The sequence below is a fragment of the Vibrio alginolyticus NBRC 15630 = ATCC 17749 genome, assembly GCF_000354175.2.
Classification (GTDB): domain Bacteria; phylum Pseudomonadota; class Gammaproteobacteria; order Enterobacterales; family Vibrionaceae; genus Vibrio; species Vibrio alginolyticus.
Genome location: NC_022349.1, coordinates 3,255,911 through 3,279,738, shown reverse-complemented (window position 1 = coordinate 3,279,738; position 23,828 = coordinate 3,255,911). Strand labels below are relative to the sequence as shown.

The window sequence follows — 23,828 nt, the reverse complement described above, 5'->3', positions numbered from 1 at the left end:
AAACGTCAAATTCTCGCAAACTTAATAGCAAATTTGAGATTAATTCACCTATTTGCCCACGAGAGAACTTGCTGCGTCAAAGGATGAAATATAACATGACATACCTAGTTTAAGGCAACGCTCTTTCAATAAAGGCAAGAAGTCCACGATGACCCATTCACCAGACCTTAAAGGTAGCAGTTTTACATTGTCAGTTTTACACCTTTCTGACAATGAGATCGCAAAGACTGTCGAATTTTTGCAAGAAAAAGTTTCTCAAGCACCTTCTTTTTTTGCATCCGCGCCTTTGGTAATCAATATAGCAAAAGTACAAGGCGACATTGATTTCCCTAAGCTTAAACAAGGCATCTCAGATGCCGGTTTTATTCCAGTCGGTGTAACGGGCTGTAAAGACAAGCGTGTACAAAACCTTGCTTCCGAAGCTGGCTTCGCCATTATGTCGGCGAGCAAATCGCCAAGCCAAGCACCTGCCAAAATGGCACCAACGAAAGTAGTTCGTACGCCTGTCCGCTCAGGACAACAGATCTACGCAAAAGATGGTGATTTGGTGGTGCTAGCGCACGTAAGTGCAGGTGCTGAAGTCATTGCTGACGGCTCTATTCATATCCATGGCACACTTCGAGGTCGTGCGATTGCAGGAGCAAGTGGTCAGCAGGAAGCGCGTATTATTTGCCACGATTTACAAGCAGAACTGGTATCCATTGCGGGTGACTACTGGTTAAGCGATCAAATTGAAAGCGAGTACTGGCAAAAGAAAGTAATGATCAGTAAAGCCGATGAATCATTACATTTAGAAGTTCTCGCGATTTAATCTAAAAAGGAAAAAAATGGCACGCATTATTGTAGTAACGTCTGGTAAAGGTGGCGTTGGTAAAACCACTTCAAGCGCAGCCATCGCCTCTGGTCTAGCTCTTAAGGGAAAAAAGACCGCGGTGATCGATTTTGACATCGGTTTGCGTAACCTCGATCTAATCATGGGCTGTGAGCGCCGCGTCGTGTATGACTTTGTGAACGTCATTAACGGCGAAGCGACATTAAACCAAGCGCTGATCAAAGATAAGCGCACGGACAACCTATTTATTCTTCCTGCTTCTCAAACTCGTGATAAAGACGCACTGACAAAAGATGGTGTTCAGCGCGTATTCGGCGAACTTGATGAAATGGGCTTTGATTTCATTATTTGTGATTCACCAGCAGGTATCGAGCAAGGCGCGTTAATGGCCTTGTACTATGCCGATGAAGCCATTGTCACAACGAACCCAGAAGTCTCTTCTGTGCGTGACTCTGACCGCATTCTCGGTATTTTAGATTCCAAGTCACTGCGTGCAGAACAAGGGCTAGAGCCAGTAAAACAGCACCTTCTACTGACTCGCTACAACCCATCTCGCGTCACTCAAGGCGAAATGCTAAGCGTTGAAGACGTAGAGGAGATCTTACATATTCCACTACTGGGCGTGATTCCAGAAAGCCAAGCCGTGCTTAACGCGTCAAACAAAGGTGTGCCAGTCACTTTTGACGATAACACCGATGCGGGTATGGCTTATTCTGACACCGTTGATCGCTTATTAGGCAATCAGGTTGAATTTCGTTTCCTTACTGAGGAGAAGAAAGGACTCTTTAAACGACTCTTTGGAGGCTAGACATGTCATTATTAGAATTTTTCCGTCCACAGAAGAAAACTTCTGCGAATCTAGCTAAAGAGCGTTTGCAAATCATTGTCGCAGAGCGCCGCAGCCAAAATGATCCTGCGCCGTCTTACTTGCCTCAATTAAAAGAAGACATCTTGAAGGTGATCAGCAAGTACGTGGCAATTGATCCAAATATGGTTGACTTAACATTTGAGCACAAAGACGACGATATCTCAGTTCTTGAGCTAAATGTGAAGCTACCAGACGAAGAAAAGTAATCAGTTTCTCTCGCAAGACGAATGCTCTAATTAGAACGAAAAAGGTTGGCATCGAGGCCAACCTTTTTCATCTTTCATTACTTTAATGCTTTGTTCATCTTGTCGCCGAGTAAATCCAAACGCCACCCTTGCATCAAATCAGGCAATACTTCTGGGTCACGATCTTTTTTCCAAACCCAACTGATCAACTGATTGATCTGCTTTTTAGAGGCAAGGAACTCCGTGGCTAAACCTGACTTCTGCGAAGCCGATTTCACCAAGTCTTTCATATTTTTGAAGACCTGCTTGTAACCCGGATAGTCCATTAAACGCTCAATTTTCGCAGGATACTCTTCAGAAGGTGTTTGCTTCGCTTGTTTAACAATCGCGGCAATCTTCGCGCCATGGCGGTTAATCGCTCGGATATCAATATCTTCTGCTTCCATCTTCTTAAAGTTCGTTAAACCAAGACGAGCGACCGTTAATAGATCACCTTCTTTGAAGATAAAGTTCAGCGCTAAATCTCGTTTGATTGCTTCACGATAACGCCACGTCGCCAATGGCTTTAAAATCGCCAGCTCAGAAGGTTTTAATTGCCAAGCGCCCTTAATATCAAGGTAGGCATTCTCTTCATTGGTTACGCGAATACGTTTCGAAACGAGTAAATCACTTTCTTGCTGTACAGCTTCCCACCAACCTGCTTGCGTCACCTTATCGAACAGCTTTTCGTATAACGGTAACAAGTAATGAACATCTGCGGCAGCATAATCTAATTGCTTTTGTGTCAGTGGACGAGCCATCCAGTCGGTACGTGATTCACTTTTGTCGAGCTCTACGCCTAAATATTCTTCCACCAGCGATGCGAAGCCTGTCGATAGGCCGTGACCGAGAAAAGCGGCCATCAGCTGCGTATCCACCATAGGGAATGGTGTACAACCAAAAGCGTTTTGGAAAACTTCTAAATCTTCACCACATGCGTGCAGCACTTTTAGCACAGAAGTATCTTTTAATAGCGCTACAAACGGCGTCATATCCGTTAATTCAGTCGGATCAATCAGCGAGAGGCGATTACCATCGAAAAGCTGAATCAGACCTAACTGCGGGTAGAAAGTGCGAATACGAACGAATTCGGTATCCAGCATCACTACGTCTGCCTCTCGGGCATGAGTGCAAACCTCTTCTAGGTCTTTGTTTTTAGTAATAATTTGATAGTTCACATACTTCTCGCTATAAAAAATGCCAGCAAAACGCTGGCATTCTATCATTTTTTAAATCTCTCGACTCGACGAAATCGGCTTATGCGCTTTTCTTCGCAAGTTCAGCGTCATTCTCTTCGCGTAAAACACGACGCAAGATCTTACCGACATTGGTTTTAGGTAAGTCTTCGCGGAATTCAACCAACTTCGGAACTTTGTAGCCAGTTAGGTGTTCTCGACAATGCGCGATCACTTCGTCTTTGGTCAAGCTCGGATCGCGTTTCACGACATAAATCTTCACTAATTCACCAGACACTTCATGCGGCTGACCAATAGCAGCAACTTCAAGTACTTTGCCGTGTAGTGCTACAACGTCTTCAATTTCGTTCGGGTAAACATTAAAGCCTGATACTAAGATCATGTCTTTCTTACGGTCAACGATATGCAGGAAGCCTTCGTCATCGAACTTAACGATGTCGCCAGTTGATAGCCAGCCGTCTTCGTTAATCGTATCTTTCGTTGCTTCAGGTCGTTGCCAGTAACCTTGCATAACCTGAGGACCACGAACTTGAAGTTCACCAGTTTCAGTATTCGCAAGAGCGTTGCCTTCTTCGTCCACGATACGAACTTCTGTTGATGGTACCGGCAGACCAATAGAGCCATTGTATTCAACAAGATCATGCGGATATGCCGCCACCAACGGAGAACACTCTGTTAGACCGTAACCTTCGAGCAAATAGCAACCCGTGGTCTTTTGCCATCTTTCTGCCACTGAGCGCTGCACTGCCATGCCGCCGCCAACGGCTAAACGTAGATTACTGAAATCCAACTCGTGGAAATCTTCATTGTTGACCAATGCATTAAATAAGGTATTCACGCCCGTAATCGCAGTAAACGGATGCTTTTGTAGCTCTTTCACGAACCCTGGAATATCTCTAGGGTTGGTAATAAGTAAGTTACGACCACCCATTTCGACAAACAGCAGACAGTTTACGGTAAGAGCAAATACGTGATACAGCGGTAACGCTGTTACGACTAATTCACGCCCCGGAGATAAAACCGGTCCGTACGCGCCTTTTGCCTGTAGAACGTTCGCAATCATGTTGCGATGAGTCAGAATCGCACCTTTCGCGACACCTGTCGTCCCCCCCGTATATTGCAGGAATGCAATGTCATCCCCAGACATAAACGGTTTAACGTATTGTAGACGACGACCTTTACGTAGAGCCTGACGCATTGAGATTGCACCAGGTAAATCGTACTTAGGCACCATGCCCTTAACGTACTTCACGACAAAATCGACAATCGTACCTTTCGCTCGTGGCAGCATTTGACCAAGACTGGTTAACACTACGTGTTTGACTGGTGTTTTATCGACAATTTGTTCTAACGTATTCGCAAAGTTAGACACAATCACAATCGTCGTCGCACCTGAGTCATTCAATTGGTGTTCAAGTTCACGAGGAGTGTAAAGTGGGTTAACGTTTACGGCGATACAACCTGCACGCAAAATACCAAACAACGCCACTGGGTATTGCAGTAGGTTTGGCATCATCAGAGCAACACGGTCACCCTTTTGCAGTTTTAACTCGTTTTGCAGATACGCTGCGAATGCGCGACTACGCTCTTCCAATTTACGGAAGGTCATAACCGAGCCCATGTTCATGAATGCTGGTTGGTCTGCATATTTTTGTACAGACTGTTCAAACATTTCTACCAAAGACTCATATTGCTCTGGATTAATGGTTTCAGGTACGTCACTTGGATAACGTGAAAGCCATGGTTTATCCACGATGTTACTCCTCGTTTATAACTGGCTAAAAAATAGCGTCCTTTTTATTTTGAAAGCTATTACAGCACAGCGAACGTGCTTGAGCACGCAACTCTCAAACACTTGTTTAAATTTTGTTAACTACACCAAGAATTCGCGTTGCGACCTCGAGTATTTGCTCTAAATGACAGTGATGACCACCCTTGACAGAAACCACTTGCGGTGGGTTCTCTCCCCAATCAGCTTGGTTAGATGGTAAATTCTGAAATCCTTGATCGCCTAATACAATCAAATGAGGACAACGTATTTGGCTGGTAATCGAGTTAGCATGCGCTTGCGCCATTCGGTAAAGCGACGCACATTTTAACTTGGCGTCATGCCGCCAATACCATTTATCTCCTCGCTGCTCTGTTCCACGCTCGACTATCGGTAGAAGTTGCTCAGCGGTTAATTGGTTGGCTTGCATGCGTAATTTTAACGCCAGATCGAAGGAGGCAATGGCTCGCTCTGGCTTGTTTTGCTGTCTTATTCGACTTAAAACGCCATCGCGAAGACGAGGCAAACTGTTAGTAGGATCCTCATGAAGAGGTCCTGCTCCCTCAATTTGCACAAGAGCTTCGACCTGCTCTGGAAACGCTGCACTATAGCAACTTGCGATTAAAGCACCAAGTGAATGCCCTACTAATATCAGTCTGTTTGGTGATAATTCGTCCAAAAACTGATACAAATCGGCAATATAGTCGTGAAAGGGGTAATAATTATCGTGAGATTTATGACTCGATAAACCGTGACCAAAATGATCGATGGCGAGGAGGTGTAAGTGAGGATTAAGTTGATTCAACTGCTCCATGAGCGCTTTAAAGCTGCCCGCATTATCTAACCACCCATGAAGAAAAACGACTGACAAGTCAGCCGTTTTCTCGTTCCCTATCTCAAGGGCTGCCATTTTGCCGGCAGGAAGCTCGAATTGACGCTCATGCATCGCAGATTATTTGACCTGTTTTATCACTTTACCGTCTTGCGGGAAATCATTACGCCACATGCGGCAGTTAATCGAGTAACATGGGTAAAAGTAGGTTGGCGAGTCATACATGCGTACACGTTCTTCAATTTTCCATAAACGGTACCCTTCCCCCTTAATTACTGGGAAGATGTAACCGTGCTCACCGATCTTTCCTTCTTCTTCCCCTGCTCCTTTGCCTACAACCGTCACCAAACGGCCTTCACTAAAGGCGACAGGCTCTAAATAGCCATCAAAATAGGCGACAAAACGCCCCGTAGGCTCTTCATCAATATCAGGTTTACCAGACTCACTGATAGGAAGGTTTACAATCTCTAGACGCGTTTTATCTTTAAAGTTATCCACTTTAGCGATGATTCCACCAAGGCGAACATCTTCACTCACTTGCCCCTGAGACTCAGCAAACGCTTTATAGTCTGTAACGACCAATTCTGTGCTTGCATTTAGCTCCTCTGGCAAAGAGCTACACGCAGACAAACCAACCGTAGCAAATAATGCGAGAAAAAACCGTCCAAAAACCTTCATAAACCACCTTTCAATATTAGTAACCCCAAGCTGGGGAGATCTCACACGTAAATATCGACACCAAGTAATTGAGCCAGTTCCTCTTTTTTAGCTCGATTCATGACATCCATGTACTGCTCCATTGCTTTACGTGCGCCCCCTTCAGGAAGGTCATATTGCACTTGAGCTCGGTGAATTTGGGACTCATCCACGTGTTTTATGGAGTGCGCCACGGCGTTAGCAACCTTTGAAGGCTGACCTACAGGCTGCTTTGTTTGTGATTTATTTACCTGCTTCTTTTGACTGGCTTTATGAGTGCGATTTGCACCGGGAATCAAAGAAGGAGGCAAGCCATTAATCGACGCCATAGCACTCCATAAAAATACAGGGCAAACGCCCTGCTTTTTGTCAGGTTAATGAAAAACGGACTATTCGCGACCAGGAAGTTTTTTCCATGTCACATTATCACGTAAATAAACAGGGCTCGAATCTTCGACCGGCACGGTATTACCCTTTTTAAATTCTTGTTCAGCAAGAATCACGATGTCTTGTGAATCAGGGTACAGAACGTCACTATGCGTCAAATTAAACGGTAGGTCTGCTAATACTTCTTGGTAAGCATCCCAACCAGTACCTGCTGTCGTCCACGTTTTGTCGTCTGCTTGTGCTTCTTCAACGAGACGTGCTGGTGGAATTACGCACTCTGCATCCATCTCTGCCCACTCACCGTTTGCTTGGCGAGTGTAACGTGCCCAGTAAACTTCACCCATACGTGCGTCAATAGCCACAGCGACATCGGTCACACCATGTAAGCGATAGCTACCTTGAGCCATTGCAGCCAGCGTTGAAACGCCGATCATAGGTAAGTCAGCACCGAACGCCAAACCTTGTGCGATACCAATACCGATACGAACGCCAGTAAAGCTACCTGGACCACGTCCAAACGCTAACGCATCCAGCTCTTGTAGAGTCAGGCCAGCTTCTTTGAGTACTTCATCAACCATTGGCAGTACTTTTTTGGTGTGATCGCGTGGTGCAACCGCGCTACGTGAAATCACTTGATCATTAGCCAACAACGCAACTGAACAGTTTTCAGTCGCTGTATCGATAGCAAGAATTTTTGCGCTCATTTAACTCTCTACAACTCTCATTTATTGGGTTATGCCTCAGCACTTGCGTCTGTGACAGATTGTTCTGCTTTCAGGAATGCTTTGATTCCATCTAAGTCTCGCGTCCTTGGGATAGGTGGTAGACTTCCGAGGAAAATACCACCATAGTCTCGCGTGACGAGGCGATTATCACAAATGATCAACGCACCGTGATCCTTCTGATCTCGAATTAATCGCCCGACTCCCTGCTTTAACGTAATCACTGCATCCGGGATTTGTACTTCAGCAAATGGTTCACCGCCACGTAATCGACAATCCTCGATACGGGCTTTGAGTAACGGATCGTCAGGGGCGGTAAACGGTAATTTGTCGATAATAACACAGCTCAGCGCATCACCTCTAACATCAATCCCTTCCCAGAAAGCGCCCGTCGCCACGAGTAAAGCGTTACCCAGTTCCATAAACTCCGCCAAGGTTTTCTGCTTACTCATCTCCCCTTGCATTAACACAGGCAGCTCAAGTACTTCTCGGAACTTCTCACCTAGTTCACGCATCATGCTGTGCGAGGTACATAAAAAGAAGCAGCGACCATCATTTTCTTCAATCACCGGAGCAAGCATTCGGACTAACTTATCCGCTAAGCCGTTACTGTTTGGCTCTGGCAAATACCTTGGCACACAAAGGCGCGCTTGCTTTTGATAATCAAAGGGGGACGGCAGAGAAAATTGCTTTGTAGGCTTGAGGCCAAGGCGCTCAGTAAAGTGCTTGAAATCGCCCGATACGGCTAGGGTTGCTGACGTGAAAATCCAAGCGCCTTGTTTAATCTCTATTTGCTCATGGAACTTGTCCGCGACAGAAAGAGGCGTAATGTGCAGAGCGAAATGACGAGGCGAGGTATCGTACCAGTATGAGTAACCGGTAATATCGACATCACATACCCGGTCGATACGGCCTTTGATCAAATTTGCTCGTTCAAAGGCGGTATCCAGTAATTGACTGCGCCCTAAGGCTATTTTGAGTACATCAATCGCCAATTCGAGGCTGTCAGTTAAGCGCAATAATTCTCGCTTAATAGAACCTGATTGCAACGCCTCACGCCAGTTGCCACGAAAGCCTGGCTCACCCAATACAATCCGCATGTCCATTGCGCTTTGCATGAGTTTGTCGCCCACTTTTTGCAATTGACGCATATCTTTGGCTTCGGTGCGATAGGCTATTTCAATGTCTTTGGCAAGATCGTGAATTTGGCGGCTTGAAACTGACTGGCCGAAATATTCGCTCGCAATATCTGGCAACTGATGAGCTTCATCAAAAATAAACACATCGGCTTCTGGAATCAGTTCACCGAATCCTGTTTCTTTGATCGCTAAATCAGCAAGAAACAAGTGATGGTTCACTACAACAATGTCGGAATCCATGGCTCGCTTACGCGCTTTCAATACAAAGCAATCAGTGTAGCTCGGACATTCTTTACCTAAACAGTTATCATTGGTTGAGGTGATGGTCGGAATGATCATGCTGTCTTCTGGTAGATCATCACAATCCCCAAGGTCACCTGTTTTGGTTTCTGATGACCAAGCACGCACTTTAACAAGTTGAGTTAATAATGTCGGGTCAGATTCATTAGTGTGGCTTTCGACCATTTGGCGGCTCAAACGATCCAAACACAGATAATTAGAACGCCCTTTTAATAACGCCACTTGGCCATAAAAACCAAGCGCATTGACCATGAGCGGTAAGTCACGATGGTACAACTGCTCTTGCAAGTTTTTCGAGCCTGTACTGATGATCACTTTTTTACCGCTCAACAGCGCAGGGACTAGGTATGCGAAGGTCTTACCGGTTCCGGTTCCTGCCTCCACCACCAACTGGGTTTGATCTTTGATCGCACTGCTGACGGCTTCCGCCATATCGATTTGTGGCTGACGAGCTTGAAAGCCAGGAATGGCCTTACCTAACGCGCCATCAGAGGAAAAAGTTTTTGCGATCATGCTTGGTATTGAGTTTGAAAAATTATCGAGAGTATATCAGAGGAATAGGAGTGACATCAGCCCACAATCTGACCAGCTTGCGGCGACACGCGGATATTTTGTTGAAACCAACGTAAGAATAGATTATTTATGGTGAAACATGGCAGTACAGTTACACCCGCCAGGGAATAATAACAAATTCGTACGCTAAAATATTAATGCATGGAAGTACCTGATTTATGGAAAAGAAAACACTGTTGACCCACTGTTCTGACGCCCCGGGTCTCATCTCGAAAATTACTAATATCTGTTACAAGCACCAACTCAACATCGTTCACAATAACGAATTTGTTGATAATACCAGTGGCCACTTTTTCATGAGAACGGAGTTGGAGGGGTACTTCAACGATCAAACGTTTCTTGCCGACTTGGACCAAGCTCTCCCGCAAGGTGCTAAGCGTAAATTGGTTGGCTCTCGCCGTAAGCGCATCGTCATTCTCGTCACAAAAGAAGCGCATTGTTTAGGCGATATTCTGATGAAAACCTACGATGGAAGCCTAGATGTTGAGATCGCCGCTGTGGTGGGGAATTACGACAAACTGCAAACTCTCACTGAACGCTTCGACATTCCTTACCACCACGTGACCCATGAAAACCTTAGCCGTGAAGAACACGAGCAGAAGATGCTAGAAGTGATCGATCAATACGATGCTGACTTTTTGGTGCTAGCTAAATACATGCGCGTATTGACGCCGACGTTTGTTGAGAAATATCACCACAAAATCATTAATATTCATCACAGCTTCTTACCTGCTTTTATTGGCGCGAAGCCATATCAACAAGCTTACGATCGCGGTGTGAAAATCATCGGTGCAACAGCACACTTCGTGACTAATGATTTAGATGAAGGGCCGATCATCAAGCAAGACGTAATTCCTGTCGACCATACATTCAATGCCCAAGATATGGCGCAAGCGGGACGCGATGTAGAGAAGAACGTATTGAGTAAGGCTTTGAATAAAGTGATCAATGACCACGTCTTTGTTTATGGGAATAAGACAGTGATCCTGTAATCCCTCCGTACTAGTTACAACGATAGTGAAACCCGTCCAACTTGGCGGGTTTCATCTTTTCAGAAGATCCCCCCTCCAATTCTAACCATCAAAGTTAAACCGATACGTTATAATTTTTCATTTCTCCACAACTATTTACTGAGAGAATGATTCCGTTTATCATTTGCCCTCCTTATAATAAACCACGTTAATATTACGGAATTAAAATGAAAAAAACGTTAGTGGCTTTTCTGATTGGGCTGACTTTACCAGCAACCACAATCGCAGATACTCTTGAGCCTGTTCAGAATGATGTATCCACTCGCATTATCGGCGGCGAACCTGCCAACACTTCCGACTGGAAATTTATTGCTTCACTGGTACGTAAAGGACAACCTACATCTATTGGTCACTTTTGTGGTGGCAGTTTCCTAGGTGGAAAATACGTATTAACTGCTGCGCACTGTGTGGAAGGTCTTAATGCGGACGATCTGGATATCGTTCTTGGTCTTTATGACAAAAACAGAGAGTCTCAAGCACAGCGCATCGCCATTAAAAATATCTATTCACATGATGAATATAACAACATAACAACGAACAATGACATCGCTCTTATTGAATTAGAACGCAATATCGATAGCGCAACTATTGACCTGGCAACGCCAGAACTTTTAGATAGCGTACGCGTAGGAGACAAGTTGCACGTGGCTGGATGGGGAAATACGTCCACGACAGACCGAATATACCCAACCGTTTTACAACAAGTAGATTTGGAATACGTAGATCGAGCTACCTGCCAAAACCTACCAGGAAACTACTCTAATGTATCAGATGACGGTATTTGCGCCGGATACTATTGGGGAGGTAAAGATAGCTGCCAAGGAGATAGCGGCGGTCCACTCATCGTTGATGATAACGGTATCAACAAATTGCTAGGCGTGGTCAGCTGGGGGGATGGATGTGCTCAACCAAACGCTTATGGTGTTTACGCCAACGTCGCTCATTTTCAACACAATGGATGGATAGATAGCCATCGCAATACTATCAGCTTCACTAAGTACCGAGATCTTCGTTTCGTTGAGCGAAAAGCGCAGCAAGAGACCTTTACTATTCGTAATGACGATACTATCCCATTCAACATCTACCAAAGCACAATATCATACGGAAGTACCATCGAGAAAAGCACTTGTACTGGTACCTTAAAGCCTTCGCAAAGCTGTCAAATTACCGTCGGCTACCAACCTAGCTATTCGGGATCAGAAACAACGATAGAGCTCTTTACCGATCATCCGAAACTGTCCAGACTCACAACAACTTTCGAGTATTCAGGTGTAGATAAAGCAAGCAGATCAGTGCGTAATGCCATTCCGCTAGCAGACGCAAATGTTTATACCGGTCAAAACGCTTGGACGGCTGAAAATGGTGAACTGCAATCAGCGGATATGGGAGCTTATCCTGGTGTATCTGAGCTGGTTTTGACCGATCTTCCGAAGGGCAAACTTACCATGGATCTCAAAGTAATGTCCGATGGTTTTGATTACTTGTTCATCTTAGTTAATGGTGAAATTTACGATAGCACCAACCAACTCCTCGATTATAAAGAGATCCAGATCGATCTTTACAAAGCATCTAATACGATAACGTTTGAATACGTCCAACACCCGTTTTCAAGTGGCATTTACAGCGCGCAAGCATTTGTTCGCAACATAAATATGTCAGTCAGCACAGATAATACGGGCGATGCTGGTAACGACGTTAATAAAAAGTCTAGTTCAGGCGGCAGTTTATCTATTGGCCTACTGGTGTTAATGGCTGCAGGTTCATTCGTACGACGCAAAAAAAGGTAACGAGATGAAACATAGACTCAAGATATTCCTACTTGGTTTGGGCACTATCAGTTTAACTGCATGTTCAGCAAACGCAGGACTGCAAACAAACCAGACGTCTGAGCACCAAGCAATGATGGTAGAGACTTATAGGACAAGTGAGAGTCAAATTTCATTTATCACAGAGTCTAACGGCTGCAGTGAAAACGAGGACTTTAGCCTAAAAATAGAGCAAAGCTCACAGACAGAAGCTCTTATTACTATCGTTAGAGACAAGGCGGATCATTGTAAACGAATGCCGTTTGCCAAAACTTTTACACTGCCTTTAGATGAAGAGTTGAAAGGCAAAAAACTTTCCATTACCAACCCAAAAAGCAAGTCACTGGCTAAATAGTGATTCGCTTACGAAAGGGAGCCTCGGCTCCCTTTTTGCCTATCGCAACTCAGCAATTCTCACCCTAGCGTTTTACGCCTGCTCAGACTCCACAATACGCTTAAGTGAATGCGGGTGCAGTTTGATACAAATGCCTTGGTACTTAAACGCCACTGTTGGGTTATTCAAGCGTTCGCCATCCCCTTTCGGGCTCGACAGTTTGATCTTCACACCCAGCTCTTCCAACTCATTAAAACGCGCGCCAAACGCTGGGTAAGTGTGTTTCAAATCAGCAAGAAACTCGTCTGCAGTTTCGGCATGAGACGGAATCACAAACTCCACATGTTCCCAGCTTTCATTTGGGTAGATTTTGCCTTCCGCAGGGTATGGCAGTTCCAGACACTCAATCTTCCAACCACGGCTTTCCAACGCTTTATCGAATTCGATAACGATGATTGGGCGACCGTTGATTTTCGCTTGTGAAATCACCTTACCGTATTGATTCCATGCTTCATGCGCGGCTTTTGCTGTTTCAGTATCATTAATTCGCAGCGCAATATGGTCAGCTTGAGCAAAGCTCAGATCCAGTTTTAACAGGGATGCAAGCTCTTCAATCTTCGCCATAAATGCATCCAGATCTTGGATCATCAATTTAGGCGCTAGGCGTTTTTCAACTAGTTGAGTCGTCATTGTGGCTCTCTTATGGGGCGATTTATCTCATTACTCTGAGCGCAATAGTAAACGCAAACCAAACCACATTTCCATTCAATCGAAAAAGTATAAATTTCCCCAATTCCTCTCTGTATGAAAAGCAATAAAGTTGTTATCATTAGCCCCATTTTTGTGAACTCCAACAGAACTCGGCACTTACTTCGCCGAGTTCTTCGTCCTTGAATTGAAGGAAACGCGTGTGAATATCCAAGCACTTATTAATGACAAAGTATCTCAGGCTCTAGAAGCCGCTGGCGCACCTGCAGGCAGTCCTGCGGCAGTACGCCAATCAGCAAAGCCACAATTTGGTGACTACCAAGCAAACGGCGTAATGGGCGTTGCTAAAAAACTGGGTACTAACCCACGAGAATTTGCACAGAAAGTACTGGATGTTCTAGACCTAGATGGTATTGCAAGCAAGACAGAAATCGCTGGTCCTGGTTTCATCAACATTTTCCTAAGCGAAGAGTTCCTAGCAAAACAAGCGGAAGCAGCACTGGCTGACTCACGTCTTGGCGTTGCAGCAGACGAAGCTCAAACTATCGTTGCTGACTACTCTGCACCAAACGTTGCTAAAGAAATGCACGTTGGTCACCTACGTTCAACCATCATCGGTGATGCGGTAGTACGTACTCTTGAGTTCCTAGGTCACAAAGTGATCCGTGCGAACCACATCGGCGACTGGGGTACTCAGTTCGGTATGCTTATCGCAAACCTTGAGCGTGTACAACAAGAGTCTGGCGAAGTTTCTATGGAACTTGCGGACCTTGAAGGCTTCTACCGCGAATCGAAAAAACTGTACGACGAAGATGAAGACTTCGCAGTAAAGGCGCGAAACTACGTTGTGAAACTGCAAAGCGGTGACGAGTACTGTGCAGAAATGTGGAAAAAACTCGTTGATGTAACCATGATCCAAAACCAGCGCAACTACGACCGTCTAAACGTGTCACTGACTCGTGACGACGTGATGGGCGAGAGCATGTACAACGACATGCTTCCTAAGATCGTTGCAGACCTAAAAGAACAAGGTCTTGCCGTTGAAGATGATGGCGCGCAAGTTGTATTCCTAGATGAATACAAGAACAAAGATGGCGAACCAATGGGCGTTATCGTTCAAAAACGCGATGGCGGTTTCCTATACACAACAACAGACATCGCATGTGCAAAATATCGTTATGAAGAGCTAAGCGCAGACCGTGTGCTTTACTTCATCGACTCACGTCAACACCAGCACCTAATGCAAGCTTGGACAATTGTTCGTAAAGCAGGCTACGTACCTGAGTCAGTATCTCTTGAGCACCACGCGTTCGGCATGATGCTTGGTAAAGATGGTAAGCCATTCAAGACTCGTGCGGGCGGTACGGTTCGTCTTGCCGACCTTCTAGATGAAGCAGAAGTTCGTGCAGCACAGCTGATCGAATCTAAAAACCCTGAACTAGATGCGGAAGAAAAAGAGAAGATCTCTAAAACAGTTGCAATGGCAGCGGTTAAATACTCTGACTTATCTAAACACCGTACGACTGACTACGTGTTCGATTGGGACAACATGTTAGCGTTTGAAGGTAACACAGCACCATACATGCAATATGCATACACTCGCGTAGCTTCTATTTTCGCTAAAGCTGGTGTTGCTATGGACGCTCTCCAAGGTGACATCAAAATCACTGATGAGAAAGAGAAAGCACTTATTGCTAAGCTTATGCAGTTCGAAGAAGCGGTTCAATCTGTCGCTCGCGAAGGCCAACCACACATCATGTGTAGCTACCTATTCGAACTAGCAGGTCAGTTCTCTAGCTTCTACGAAGCATGCCCTATCCTAGTTGCTGAAGACGAAGCAGTGAAACAAAGCCGCCTGAAACTAGCAGCGCTAACAGCGAAGACCATCAAGCAAGGTCTGTCTCTACTAGGTATTGATACTCTAGAGCGTATGTAATCCGCTTTTACGTAGGTAGCTTAAGTAGCACAAGCTAAATGATGACAAAGGTTGACGTGAAAGCGTCAACCTTTTGTTTTATCTGGCGTATACTGATGTCATTCAATTCAAATCGGACAACATAATGAGTTTTGAACTGCACCCTCAACTGGCAAAAGACACCACCGTTATCGGCCACTTCCCACTGTGTGTGGCGCTTCTGCATAAAGATAACGCCGTGCCATGGGTTATCTTGGTCCCTAAACGTGCAAACCTAAAAGAGCTTCACCACTTGCCAATGCAAGAACAGCAACAGTTTTTGCTAGAGTCTCAAGCGGTAAGCCAAGCACTGGAAGCAACATTCCGTCCAGACAAGCTAAACCTTGGTGCGCTAGGTAATATGGTGCCACAGCTGCACATTCACCATATTGCTCGCTTCAAAGATGACGTAGCATGGCCGGGACCGGTTTGGGGGAACACCAAAGGTGAATTCCGTACAGAAGAAGAGCAAAACGAATTGCTTGGTCGCATTAAAAATGTGCTGTCACTGAGCTCTATTTTCCAAAAAGCATAAGCACTGCTAGCGAAAATAATTCGCCTTTGAATACGGCTGAAATAGACAGAGAAAGATTAATACGTATTTGTAACAATCTTTCTCATTTTTCTGGGATTATCACTAAAATAAAACTTGTTTAGACTACCAGCTCAGTTAGAGAGGGTCATCATGAAACAAGTCTTCAACACATTCCGATACGTCAGCTGGATCGCCATTATCTGTTCTATGGCTGCTTCATTCTTGCTTTTTCTTATGGGCGCAGCAAAAACCTATTCGGCATTTGCGGTCTTCATTCTTAATCAAACACCTCCAGAAGCACTCGCACATTTAGATAAAGCAGACATCGCGATCGCATATTTGATCAAGTCACTGGATACGTTTCTTGTCGCACTAGTTTTGTTCATCTTTGCTCACGGCATCTACACACTGTTTATTTCCAACAAAGCTAAAGCGAAAACACAAGAACCGTCGGTTTTGCATTGGATCAGAACCCCAAACATCGGCCACCTAAAAAACATTTTGGCTGAAGTCATCATCGTGATCTTGTTTGTGAAGTTCTTAGAGCTCGTGCTGATTAACTTCGACAGCTTAGATTGGACGATCTTAACATTACCTATTTCGATTTTAGTTTTAAGTCTTGGTTTGAAGTTCCTAGGGTTAGGCGCGACTAAACACTCTGAAGAGCATTAATTTCGCTGTATTCACAAACAATAACCAGCAAAAGAAAAGCCGCATCATTGCTGATGCGGCTTTGTCGTTTTTACGTAATAACTTTTTAGGTGACTAATTTTGACAATCGCTACATGGTGACTGTCAAAGACAAACCATCTTGTTTAGTCACTGAGTAGCGAACACGAGTCACGTCATGAGCTTTATTAGTGTCGACTAGGCGGCTAATTTTGCCCTTCTTAATCCACACGTTTAACATCGCGTCGGCGCCATCTTCACTCATCCCAAACTGTTTAGCCAGATCTGACTGGGAGACGGTTCCTTTGTCTGCAATGTATTGATAAAGCTCTTTTAAAATCATGCTACTTGCGCCTCTAATGCACCGTTTTGTTTCTTACCAACTTGTTTGAACACGCGGTAGGTACCAAAGAAGATAGCAACGATCACAGCCATCCAAATACCACTTGTCACTGGGCTATCTGCGAAATGCGTCAATTGGTTGTAGAACGTCGCACATAGGTAAGCCAAGCCCATTGTCCAAACCGCGATAAAGCGTGCGAACTTATGACCAAACTCACGTACGTAAGCACCCATCGCCGCCACACAAGGAGTGTACAGTAGGATAAAGATTAGGTAAGCAAATGCGGCATTGCCAGAAGCAAACTGCGATTTAATGTTACCGAAGATAGAAGCATCGACTTCTTGTTCTTCGGCAACGGCATTTGAGTCAGTTAAGTCACCCACTTCAATGCCTAGTGGATCTGAGTAGCTCAAACCGGCTAAGTTTTCAGGGATACTCATTACTGCCTCTTCTAGGCTGCCCATTAGATCAAATTCTGCGTCTTCACCGTCACTTGGCGTGGTGTATAGACTGTTAAGCGTACCAACTACCGCCTCTTTTGCGAAGATACCGGTAATGATACCAACCGTCGCTGGCCAGTTATCTTCTTGAACACCGATTGGCGCGAATACTGGAGTTACAACTTGCGCAGCTTTAGAAAGCACCGAGTTTTCGCTGTCTTCATTACCAAAACTGCCATCAGTACCCAATGAGTTGAAGAAACTCAGAATAGCAACAACGATAACGATGGTTTTACCTGCACCAAGTACAAAGCGCTTTAGCTTTTGCCAAGTTTTGATCACCACGTTTTGTAGCGTCGGAAGCTCGTAATCTGGCATTTCCATCACTAGGCTATCGCTGCTACCTGGGTAAAGCGTGTGCTTAAGGAAAAGACCTGTGAAGATCGCTGCCACAATACCAAGTAGGTAAAGTGCGAATACAATGTTCTGGCCAGAACCTGGGAAGAATGCCGCAGCGAATAGCGCGTATACAGGCAGACGAGCACCACATGACATAAATGGCGCCATAGATGCAGCCAGTTTACGCTCACGTTCTTGGTCTAGAGTACGAGTCGCCATGATTGATGGTACGTTACAGCCAAAACCAAGAACCAACGGTACAAATGCTTTGCCCGGTAGGCCGATTTTCTGCATGACTTTATCGAGCACGAACGCAGCACGAGCCATGTAACCTGAGCTCTCAAGTACCGCTAGGAACAGGTACAAACACGCGATAACCGGAATGAAGGTAGCAACCGTTTGAATACCGCCGCCTAAACCATCAGCAATCACCGTAACCAGCCAAACAGGTAGGTGACCATCTAACAAGTGATGTCCACCATCAACCAACAATGCGCCCGCACCAATGTCAAAAAAGTCGATAAATGCACTACCGATGTTAATCGAGAACATAAACATCAGGTACATAACAACAAAGAAGAAAGGAATTCCAATCCACTTGTTCAAAATAAACTGGTCGAGTCTTTCAGTCACACTACGACTTAACTTGCCTTCGCTTCGGCGAACTTTTTTACACTGTTCATGCAGATGCGTGTACTTAGTATCCGCGACATGCAAATCGATATCCAAATCTAACGTCGTAATGACTTCCAAGACTTTGCTTCTATCAATATCAGAAAGACTATTGAGCACCATTGTGTCTTTTTCAAGCGCACGAATCGCTAGTGCACGATGAGCGACGTTTTGGTCGTTAAAAAGTGCGGAAACCGTTTGAATTGCCGACTCCATCTTCTCACCGTAATGCAAAGACAATTCTTTAAGTGGCACTCCTTGAACGATGGATTTATGAAGCTTTTCTTTAAACTCTGCCACTTGAGTTTTATTGGTTGCAGATAAACTGACAACCGGACAACCTAACGTTTTCTCAAGCTCTGCAACGTTAATCATCTGACGTTCACGCTTTAGCGCATCCATCTTGTTGAGGACAACAATCATAGGGCGACCAAGTTCGCGAAGTTGCAGCGTCATATATAAGCTGCGCTCTAAACTTGTAGCATCCACCACGTTAATAATGAGATCAGCAGGATGAGTTAGAACCGCACGCGATGCGATGGATTCATCAATACTATTACTATCATTACCACTGTCTAATGAGTAAATACCCGGAAGGTCAGTGAGCAAAAACTCATCCCCAGCATGCTTGAATTGTCCCGTTTTCTTTTCAACCGTGACGCCTGCCCAGTTACCAACTTGCTGTTTTGCGCCAGTTAAACCATTAAATAGCGTCGTTTTACCACTATTAGGGTTACCTACGGTTAGCACTTGATATTGCATTACACTCGCTCCACTTCAATTTTCTGAGCAATTGTTTCTCGCAATGCGACAGACACACCACGGACTTCGACTTGTAAAGGATCGCCCATTGGCGCACGTCGAATCACTTTGACTTCTGTATTGGGAAGCAGCCCCATTACCATGAGTTTCTTTCTGATATCTGATGAAAGACCATCTAACAACCGAATCGTCACCGTATCGCCAGGATTAATCTCTGATAACTTCATAGTGGCCCTTAAGAGTATTGCTAATGAGAAATATTATTATTTAATAAGTTTAGGTTGCCAATATTACTCCCCTATACCCCTTCAATCCTTGTGTGAAATCAAAGATTCCGTAAATGTTTTCACGCTTTCAAACGTTAACTTCGTAAATTTCCTCTCGTTATTTACGTCAAAATTAACAATTAAAAATGACACCTAACGAAACAAAAATGTCACAAACCAAGATAGAAAACAAAAAATGCAAATTAAAACAGTGGGTTAATTAAAAAACAAAACGTTGTCGCTTTTCTCATATAAACATGGCGTTATTTTTATAAGAAAAATAAGTAACCTCTCGTATAGTTACTCCATCGAGAGGGCAACCTCTCTAATAAATTCCAGAGGTGGCATGGCAACATGTCACTCCGGCAGCAAGCGAAGGTGTCCTTGACACCCGTGGTATAGTCCCCCCGGCTATACCACGATATTTTTTTCACCTCTTTCAAAACTTCTTTACCTTATCCATCTTTTCAACACAGTTTTCGTTTTCACGAATGTCGCATGCCATCATTCACCCAAATGAACAACGCTCTTTTGATACAGCAATACAACTGTCATTTATTTGTTGCAACTATCAGTAAATCATTCTCTTGAAGCCATTTATGCTTATTGCTATGAACATCGCGACTAACAGATAGAACGTGATCGTGCTTACGTGTTGAGAATGGATTTGTAGGCTAGATGTGATGAAGAAACAATGAAACTTACTGCGTTAGCAACTGCAGCAATAATAGAGCACTGTATGCAGCTCCCCAGCATCTTAACTATTAACTAGGGAGCGTATAATGAAGGTTTTCTAGTTAATTTCTTGGCTTTCTTGAGTCAAAGCAAACTTGGAAGGGGGCAAACCAAAATGCAGCTTAAACTTTTGGCTAAAGTAAGATGGATCATTAAAGCCACAGTTAAAGGCGACTTCACTGATTTTCTCACCCGCCAATAACTTTTCACACGCCGTTTCCAAACGAACCTCTGTGACATAGTCTTTTAACGTTCTTGACGAGGCAGATTTAAAACGTCTCTGCAAAGAGCGTTCAGACATATACAGCATTTTAGCGGCTGACGCAGTGCCAAATTCAGGATCATGGTAATGCTCTGCCACTAATTGATAGACTTTTTGCAACCACTCTTTCTCTGGTGTGACTTGATCTTCTGCAATAGTTACAGGATTGAGTTCTTGCTGCGGTTCATCCAGATAACTCCTTTCCTTCGCAGATGGCCATGTAATCTCGACTTTGTTTTGAGCATCAGAAGAGAAGACAGCCAAATAACCACCACTCGTTGTCACTAGTTGGGCAAGGTGGTCAATACTCAACTCAGAGTGATTTAAGTTAGATGGAAGCCCAGTCGCGACTTTATTAGGTAATTGCGTCCCGTAATCAAGAAAGCTCAATGACACAATATCATGTCCCTCTTCTAGCATAATTCTAACCGTTTGACCTCGGAAAGAGCGCTTGATGATATTGGCAAAAATGCTATTGAAAATAACATCAAGATTAAAACTTTCCAGAGCAACCCGGCTCTGCTTGCTCTCATCTTCTAGCTCTACCAAAATACCCGCTTTTGCAAAGTCATCTTGCCATACATCAACCACTGACTGAGTTATCTGACTCAAGTTGTAGTTCTGACTCCCACCACTTACATCACTTGGAACACTTTTGAGTTCATTTAACTGCCAATTCGTTTTAGCCAAATGATCCTCCGTCGCAGTATCGAGAGGCATAGGTAGTTTCGCCACAATAAAGTCGACGCTTGATTTTATGGATAGAGCTACATGGTCTACGAGTAGGTTTCTAACTTGAATCTGTTTACGTAATTGCTGGTTGCTCGTAAGCAACACTCTACTTTGATGTCTTAACTGATTCGTTTTGAGAGTCACTTGAGCTGCTAGATCACGGTTAGCCTGTACAACGTAGCGAGAGCGCCAGAAAACAAGTAATGCGACGACCGCAATACTAGCTACGACAAAGCCTAAAATAGCAAATCGCGATAGATACCAAGGATGAAGGACGATAAAGTGAGATTCTAAACCAACGACTCCAGTGGCAACTTGAGACTCATTACTGACCTGCAAGTGATATTCACCGGAACTAAGGTGCTCGAGTGTCAGTTGGCCCCCCTCTAACGTTTGCCATGGGTCATCGTTGTTCAATCGATAGTACAAATTTTGACTGTCTGGTTTTGGCATCACACCGAATAAAAAACTCAGCGAAGATCCATATGGCAGTGTGATCCCATTCAGATCGGCACTACCAACTTGCAGAACTTCATTTTCAAGCACAACTTGGCTAACAATAAACTTAGACTCTGGGGGATTAGATACAAGCAGCTTGGATGCTTCTGCTTTTACGAGTCCGTACTTCGACCCCAGAACAAGCTCTCGCTCACCAATTTCTGTCTGCTGTATAACGCTACAAATACCAGGGAGGAACTCATTGTTCATTAAGCCTGATGACGATGAGTAATGTTTCACTAACTCACCCGAAAGGTGGTAATAGCTTAAACCGACAGAGGAAGCTAACCATATACCTTGCCTGTCTCTGATCAAGCAAGCAGGTCTGGCGTTGGGCTCACTCATTTCAACAACACGTTTTTCATCGCTTCGTGTATCAGTTTTAAACACACCATAAGATGAAGCAAACCACTGGCTGCCATCAACCGCCGTGGTCATGTCTAATGATTCACCAAACTTTTCTGAAAAACGGATAAACTGGATGTTGTCATTACTGTATTGGTATACGCCATGATCGGTGCCTATTAATAGGGCATCTTCAGTATCATATAGGCGCGTAACCTTAGCAGGCAAATACTGACTTACTAGCCACTCACTTCCAAAGTTTCGTACGCTTTGTGCAGCAGTATCAACATTGTAAAGATGGTATCCGCTTGATACCCAAAGACGGTCATCACCATCAACGGTCACATGCTCTACGGCATGTCCGGCCATAACCTGTAAATAAGGAAATGTAATCTTGTTGAGACCATTTAGCTCAAATATTTCCAGCCCTTTTGAGGTTGCAAGCCAAAGCATGCCGTTTTGAAACGCAAATTCATTGATCTGCGACTCCAACTCTAAGACTTGGTTAATCCCACTCTTTCCTGAACGATAAATCTTTCGGTCATCAGCAAACCAAAGCGCACCATCAGGACCTTCAATAGTTTGCCGAATTCGTCCTGATAGGGTGTGTGAGTCATAACTACTAAAGGTCACTCGTTCAAATTTTTTACTAAATAGCGAGTAATAACGAATACCTTGGTTAGTCGCAATCCACATCCCTCCCATATTGTCACTCAACAACGAATAAATCTTCGTGTTATCTAACTCTAACTCAAGAAAACTTGCAGGCGCGACTTCGGTGACCTCACCTGAAAAAAATGAGTACAAATAAAGGCCATGCTCTGTCCCCACCCAATACTCTTGATTTGTCTCTGCGAATGTCAAAACATGTGAGCCGCCAATTCTAATCACTTCTTTATCAGGCTGGTAAATGTTGAAAATTAAAGCGCCACGCAATGTACCTATCAAAATTTCTCTTCGCGTGTGTGAATAATAGACTTTCTCAATGTAGTTTTGACCTGAGGCAGCGACATGGTCAAACTTATCACCTTCAGAAAGATAGAAGCCGGAAGTCGTTGCTAGTGCCCACTTCGTTTCAACTAGCACCGCATCATTAATGTAAACGTAGCTATTATTACTATGTTGATAGAGCTGCAATAGAGAGAAAGAGTTTAACTCGCTAGTGTCGATATTGTAGGTATAGAAATGCGCGCCATCACTCACCCAAATATAGTTCTTTGAAGACCCTATTTTTCTTATTTGTGAGCCTGGATTTAAACTAAAGACTAAACGTCGCTCCTGATTTGGATAAGTTCGATAGACCTCATTTTCAATAAAGGTCCAAAAAGCACCTTTATGATAGGCCAACTGCTTGGCCGACGTTTGTAGGAAGCTACCTGATTTAGGCAATATAGTTTGACCATCGTAAAACAGGACTCTCCCGTGTACGTCATGAATCCACAAACCACCCTTTTCACCCAAGAACAACTTTTTAGCCGCGATAAAAGTACCCTTTGCCTGAGTTGGCAAAGGGTAAAAGATTGCATTTGCATTATGAAGCGCAAATGCTTGGTAGGATAAGACAAAGCCCAACAGAGCAAGGGCTAATTGGCGTAGCAAGACGAAAACCTTTTGTATCAATTTGTGCTCTGAAAGTGACCGTTCATCGTTTGTAAAACATGGATTGATACGGTTATTTTGAGCTGATAATTATTGGTAATGATATCTCAATTACTTTCTGAGAAAAGGCTCGCCTTACCAAAGGTTGTAATTCTTACTACTGGATCACGTTAAAAAGACTACTCCTACATTACGACAGCAC

The 23,828-nt window shown here is 44.2% G+C and carries 21 protein-coding genes; 9 read left to right on the top strand and 12 right to left on the bottom strand.

The annotated features are described in order from the left end of the window. Positions 1 to 148 precede the first annotated feature (148 nt). The 3 genes from minC to minE are packed head-to-tail and all read left to right on the top strand — an operon-like array spanning position 149 to position 1,906. Complete coding sequence (minC, locus tag N646_RS15055; protein ID WP_005382304.1) at positions 149 to 811, top strand: septum site-determining protein MinC; 663 nt, start codon at positions 149 to 151, stop codon at positions 809 to 811. Positions 812 to 827: 16 nt separating this feature from the next. Then, positions 828 to 1,640, top strand: a complete 813-nt coding sequence (gene minD, locus N646_RS15050; protein WP_005388331.1) for a septum site-determining protein MinD — start codon at positions 828 to 830, stop codon at positions 1,638 to 1,640. 2 nt (positions 1,641 to 1,642) lie between these two features. Beyond that, positions 1,643 to 1,906: a cell division topological specificity factor MinE gene (minE, locus tag N646_RS15045; RefSeq protein WP_005388332.1), complete on the top strand. Its 264-nt coding sequence runs from the start codon at positions 1,643 to 1,645 to the stop codon at positions 1,904 to 1,906. Between the two features lie 77 nt (positions 1,907 to 1,983). On the opposite strand, the gene rnd is transcribed toward minE, so the two are convergent. The 7 genes from rnd to N646_RS15010 form a co-directional block, all read right to left on the bottom strand. Beyond that, positions 1,984 to 3,102 carry a ribonuclease D gene (rnd, locus tag N646_RS15040; protein ID WP_031777213.1) on the bottom strand — a complete coding sequence of 373 codons (1,119 nt, stop codon included), beginning with the start codon at positions 3,100 to 3,102 and terminating at the stop codon, positions 1,984 to 1,986. A 79-nt stretch (positions 3,103 to 3,181) separates the two neighbouring features. Further along, a complete protein-coding gene (gene fadD / locus N646_RS15035) occupies positions 3,182 to 4,873 on the bottom strand; it encodes a long-chain-fatty-acid--CoA ligase FadD (protein ID WP_005382216.1) in 1,692 nt (563 codons plus the stop codon). Positions 4,874 to 4,979: 106 nt separating this feature from the next. Further along, positions 4,980 to 5,834: an alpha/beta fold hydrolase gene (locus N646_RS15030; protein ID WP_005382215.1), complete on the bottom strand. Its 855-nt coding sequence runs from the start codon at positions 5,832 to 5,834 to the stop codon at positions 4,980 to 4,982. Positions 5,835 to 5,840: 6 nt separating this feature from the next. Beyond that, positions 5,841 to 6,398, bottom strand: coding sequence for a Slp family lipoprotein (locus N646_RS15025; RefSeq protein ID WP_017819941.1), 558 nt, complete (start codon positions 6,396 to 6,398; stop codon positions 5,841 to 5,843). Between the two features lie 41 nt (positions 6,399 to 6,439). Next, positions 6,440 to 6,745: a hypothetical protein gene (locus tag N646_RS15020; protein WP_017819942.1), complete on the bottom strand. Its 306-nt coding sequence runs from the start codon at positions 6,743 to 6,745 to the stop codon at positions 6,440 to 6,442. 60 nt (positions 6,746 to 6,805) lie between these two features. After that, complete coding sequence (tsaB, locus tag N646_RS15015; protein WP_017819943.1) at positions 6,806 to 7,507, bottom strand: tRNA (adenosine(37)-N6)-threonylcarbamoyltransferase complex dimerization subunit type 1 TsaB; 702 nt, start codon at positions 7,505 to 7,507, stop codon at positions 6,806 to 6,808. A 29-nt stretch (positions 7,508 to 7,536) separates the two neighbouring features. Continuing rightward, the gene (locus N646_RS15010; protein ID WP_005382210.1) at positions 7,537 to 9,477 is read right to left on the bottom strand and encodes an ATP-dependent DNA helicase; all 1,941 of its coding nucleotides are present in this window, start codon (positions 9,475 to 9,477) and stop codon (positions 7,537 to 7,539) included. Between the two features lie 218 nt (positions 9,478 to 9,695). On the opposite strand from N646_RS15010, the gene purU reads away from it, so the two are divergent. From purU to N646_RS14995, 3 genes are all read left to right on the top strand, one after another. Then, positions 9,696 to 10,529, top strand: coding sequence for a formyltetrahydrofolate deformylase (gene purU, locus N646_RS15005; RefSeq protein WP_005382206.1), 834 nt, complete (start codon positions 9,696 to 9,698; stop codon positions 10,527 to 10,529). A gap of 206 nt (positions 10,530 to 10,735) precedes the next feature. Then, positions 10,736 to 12,355 (top strand): S1 family peptidase, encoded by a 1,620-nt coding sequence (locus tag N646_RS15000; RefSeq protein ID WP_005382202.1) that lies wholly within the window; start codon positions 10,736 to 10,738, stop codon positions 12,353 to 12,355. Between the two features lie 4 nt (positions 12,356 to 12,359). Next, positions 12,360 to 12,728, top strand: coding sequence for a hypothetical protein (locus N646_RS14995; protein ID WP_017819944.1), 369 nt, complete (start codon positions 12,360 to 12,362; stop codon positions 12,726 to 12,728). A gap of 72 nt (positions 12,729 to 12,800) precedes the next feature. Here N646_RS14995 and N646_RS14990 read toward each other — a convergent pair whose 3' ends face one another. After that, positions 12,801 to 13,397 carry a VOC family protein gene (locus N646_RS14990; protein ID WP_017819945.1) on the bottom strand — a complete coding sequence of 199 codons (597 nt, stop codon included), beginning with the start codon at positions 13,395 to 13,397 and terminating at the stop codon, positions 12,801 to 12,803. 220 nt (positions 13,398 to 13,617) lie between these two features. Between N646_RS14990 and argS the strand changes: the two genes are divergently transcribed. The 3 genes from argS (at position 13,618) to N646_RS14975 (ending at position 16,576) form a co-directional block, all read left to right on the top strand. Beyond that, positions 13,618 to 15,351, top strand: a complete 1,734-nt coding sequence (gene argS / locus N646_RS14985) for an arginine--tRNA ligase (RefSeq protein WP_005388349.1) — start codon at positions 13,618 to 13,620, stop codon at positions 15,349 to 15,351. 124 nt (positions 15,352 to 15,475) lie between these two features. After that, complete coding sequence (locus tag N646_RS14980) at positions 15,476 to 15,904, top strand: HIT family protein (protein ID WP_005382194.1); 429 nt, start codon at positions 15,476 to 15,478, stop codon at positions 15,902 to 15,904. 150 nt (positions 15,905 to 16,054) lie between these two features. Beyond that, the gene (locus tag N646_RS14975) at positions 16,055 to 16,576 is read left to right on the top strand and encodes a YqhA family protein (protein ID WP_005446434.1); all 522 of its coding nucleotides are present in this window, start codon (positions 16,055 to 16,057) and stop codon (positions 16,574 to 16,576) included. Positions 16,577 to 16,685: 109 nt separating this feature from the next. Here N646_RS14975 and N646_RS14970 read toward each other — a convergent pair whose 3' ends face one another. The 4 genes from N646_RS14970 to N646_RS14955 all read right to left on the bottom strand — a co-directional run bounded on the left by N646_RS14970 (position 16,686) and on the right by N646_RS14955 (position 23,626). Next, complete coding sequence (locus N646_RS14970) at positions 16,686 to 16,916, bottom strand: FeoC-like transcriptional regulator (protein ID WP_005382192.1); 231 nt, start codon at positions 16,914 to 16,916, stop codon at positions 16,686 to 16,688. Continuing rightward, positions 16,913 to 19,189 carry a Fe(2+) transporter permease subunit FeoB gene (gene feoB / locus N646_RS14965; RefSeq protein ID WP_017819946.1) on the bottom strand — a complete coding sequence of 759 codons (2,277 nt, stop codon included), beginning with the start codon at positions 19,187 to 19,189 and terminating at the stop codon, positions 16,913 to 16,915. Before feoB ends, N646_RS14970 begins: the two co-directional genes overlap by 4 nt. After that, a complete protein-coding gene (locus tag N646_RS14960; protein ID WP_005382190.1) occupies positions 19,189 to 19,416 on the bottom strand; it encodes a FeoA family protein in 228 nt (75 codons plus the stop codon). The genes feoB and N646_RS14960 overlap by 1 nt, the downstream gene beginning before the upstream one ends. Before the next feature lie 832 nt (positions 19,417 to 20,248). Then, positions 20,249 to 23,626: an AraC family transcriptional regulator gene (locus tag N646_RS14955; protein ID WP_017819947.1), complete on the bottom strand. Its 3,378-nt coding sequence runs from the start codon at positions 23,624 to 23,626 to the stop codon at positions 20,249 to 20,251. Positions 23,627 to 23,828 lie beyond the last annotated feature (202 nt).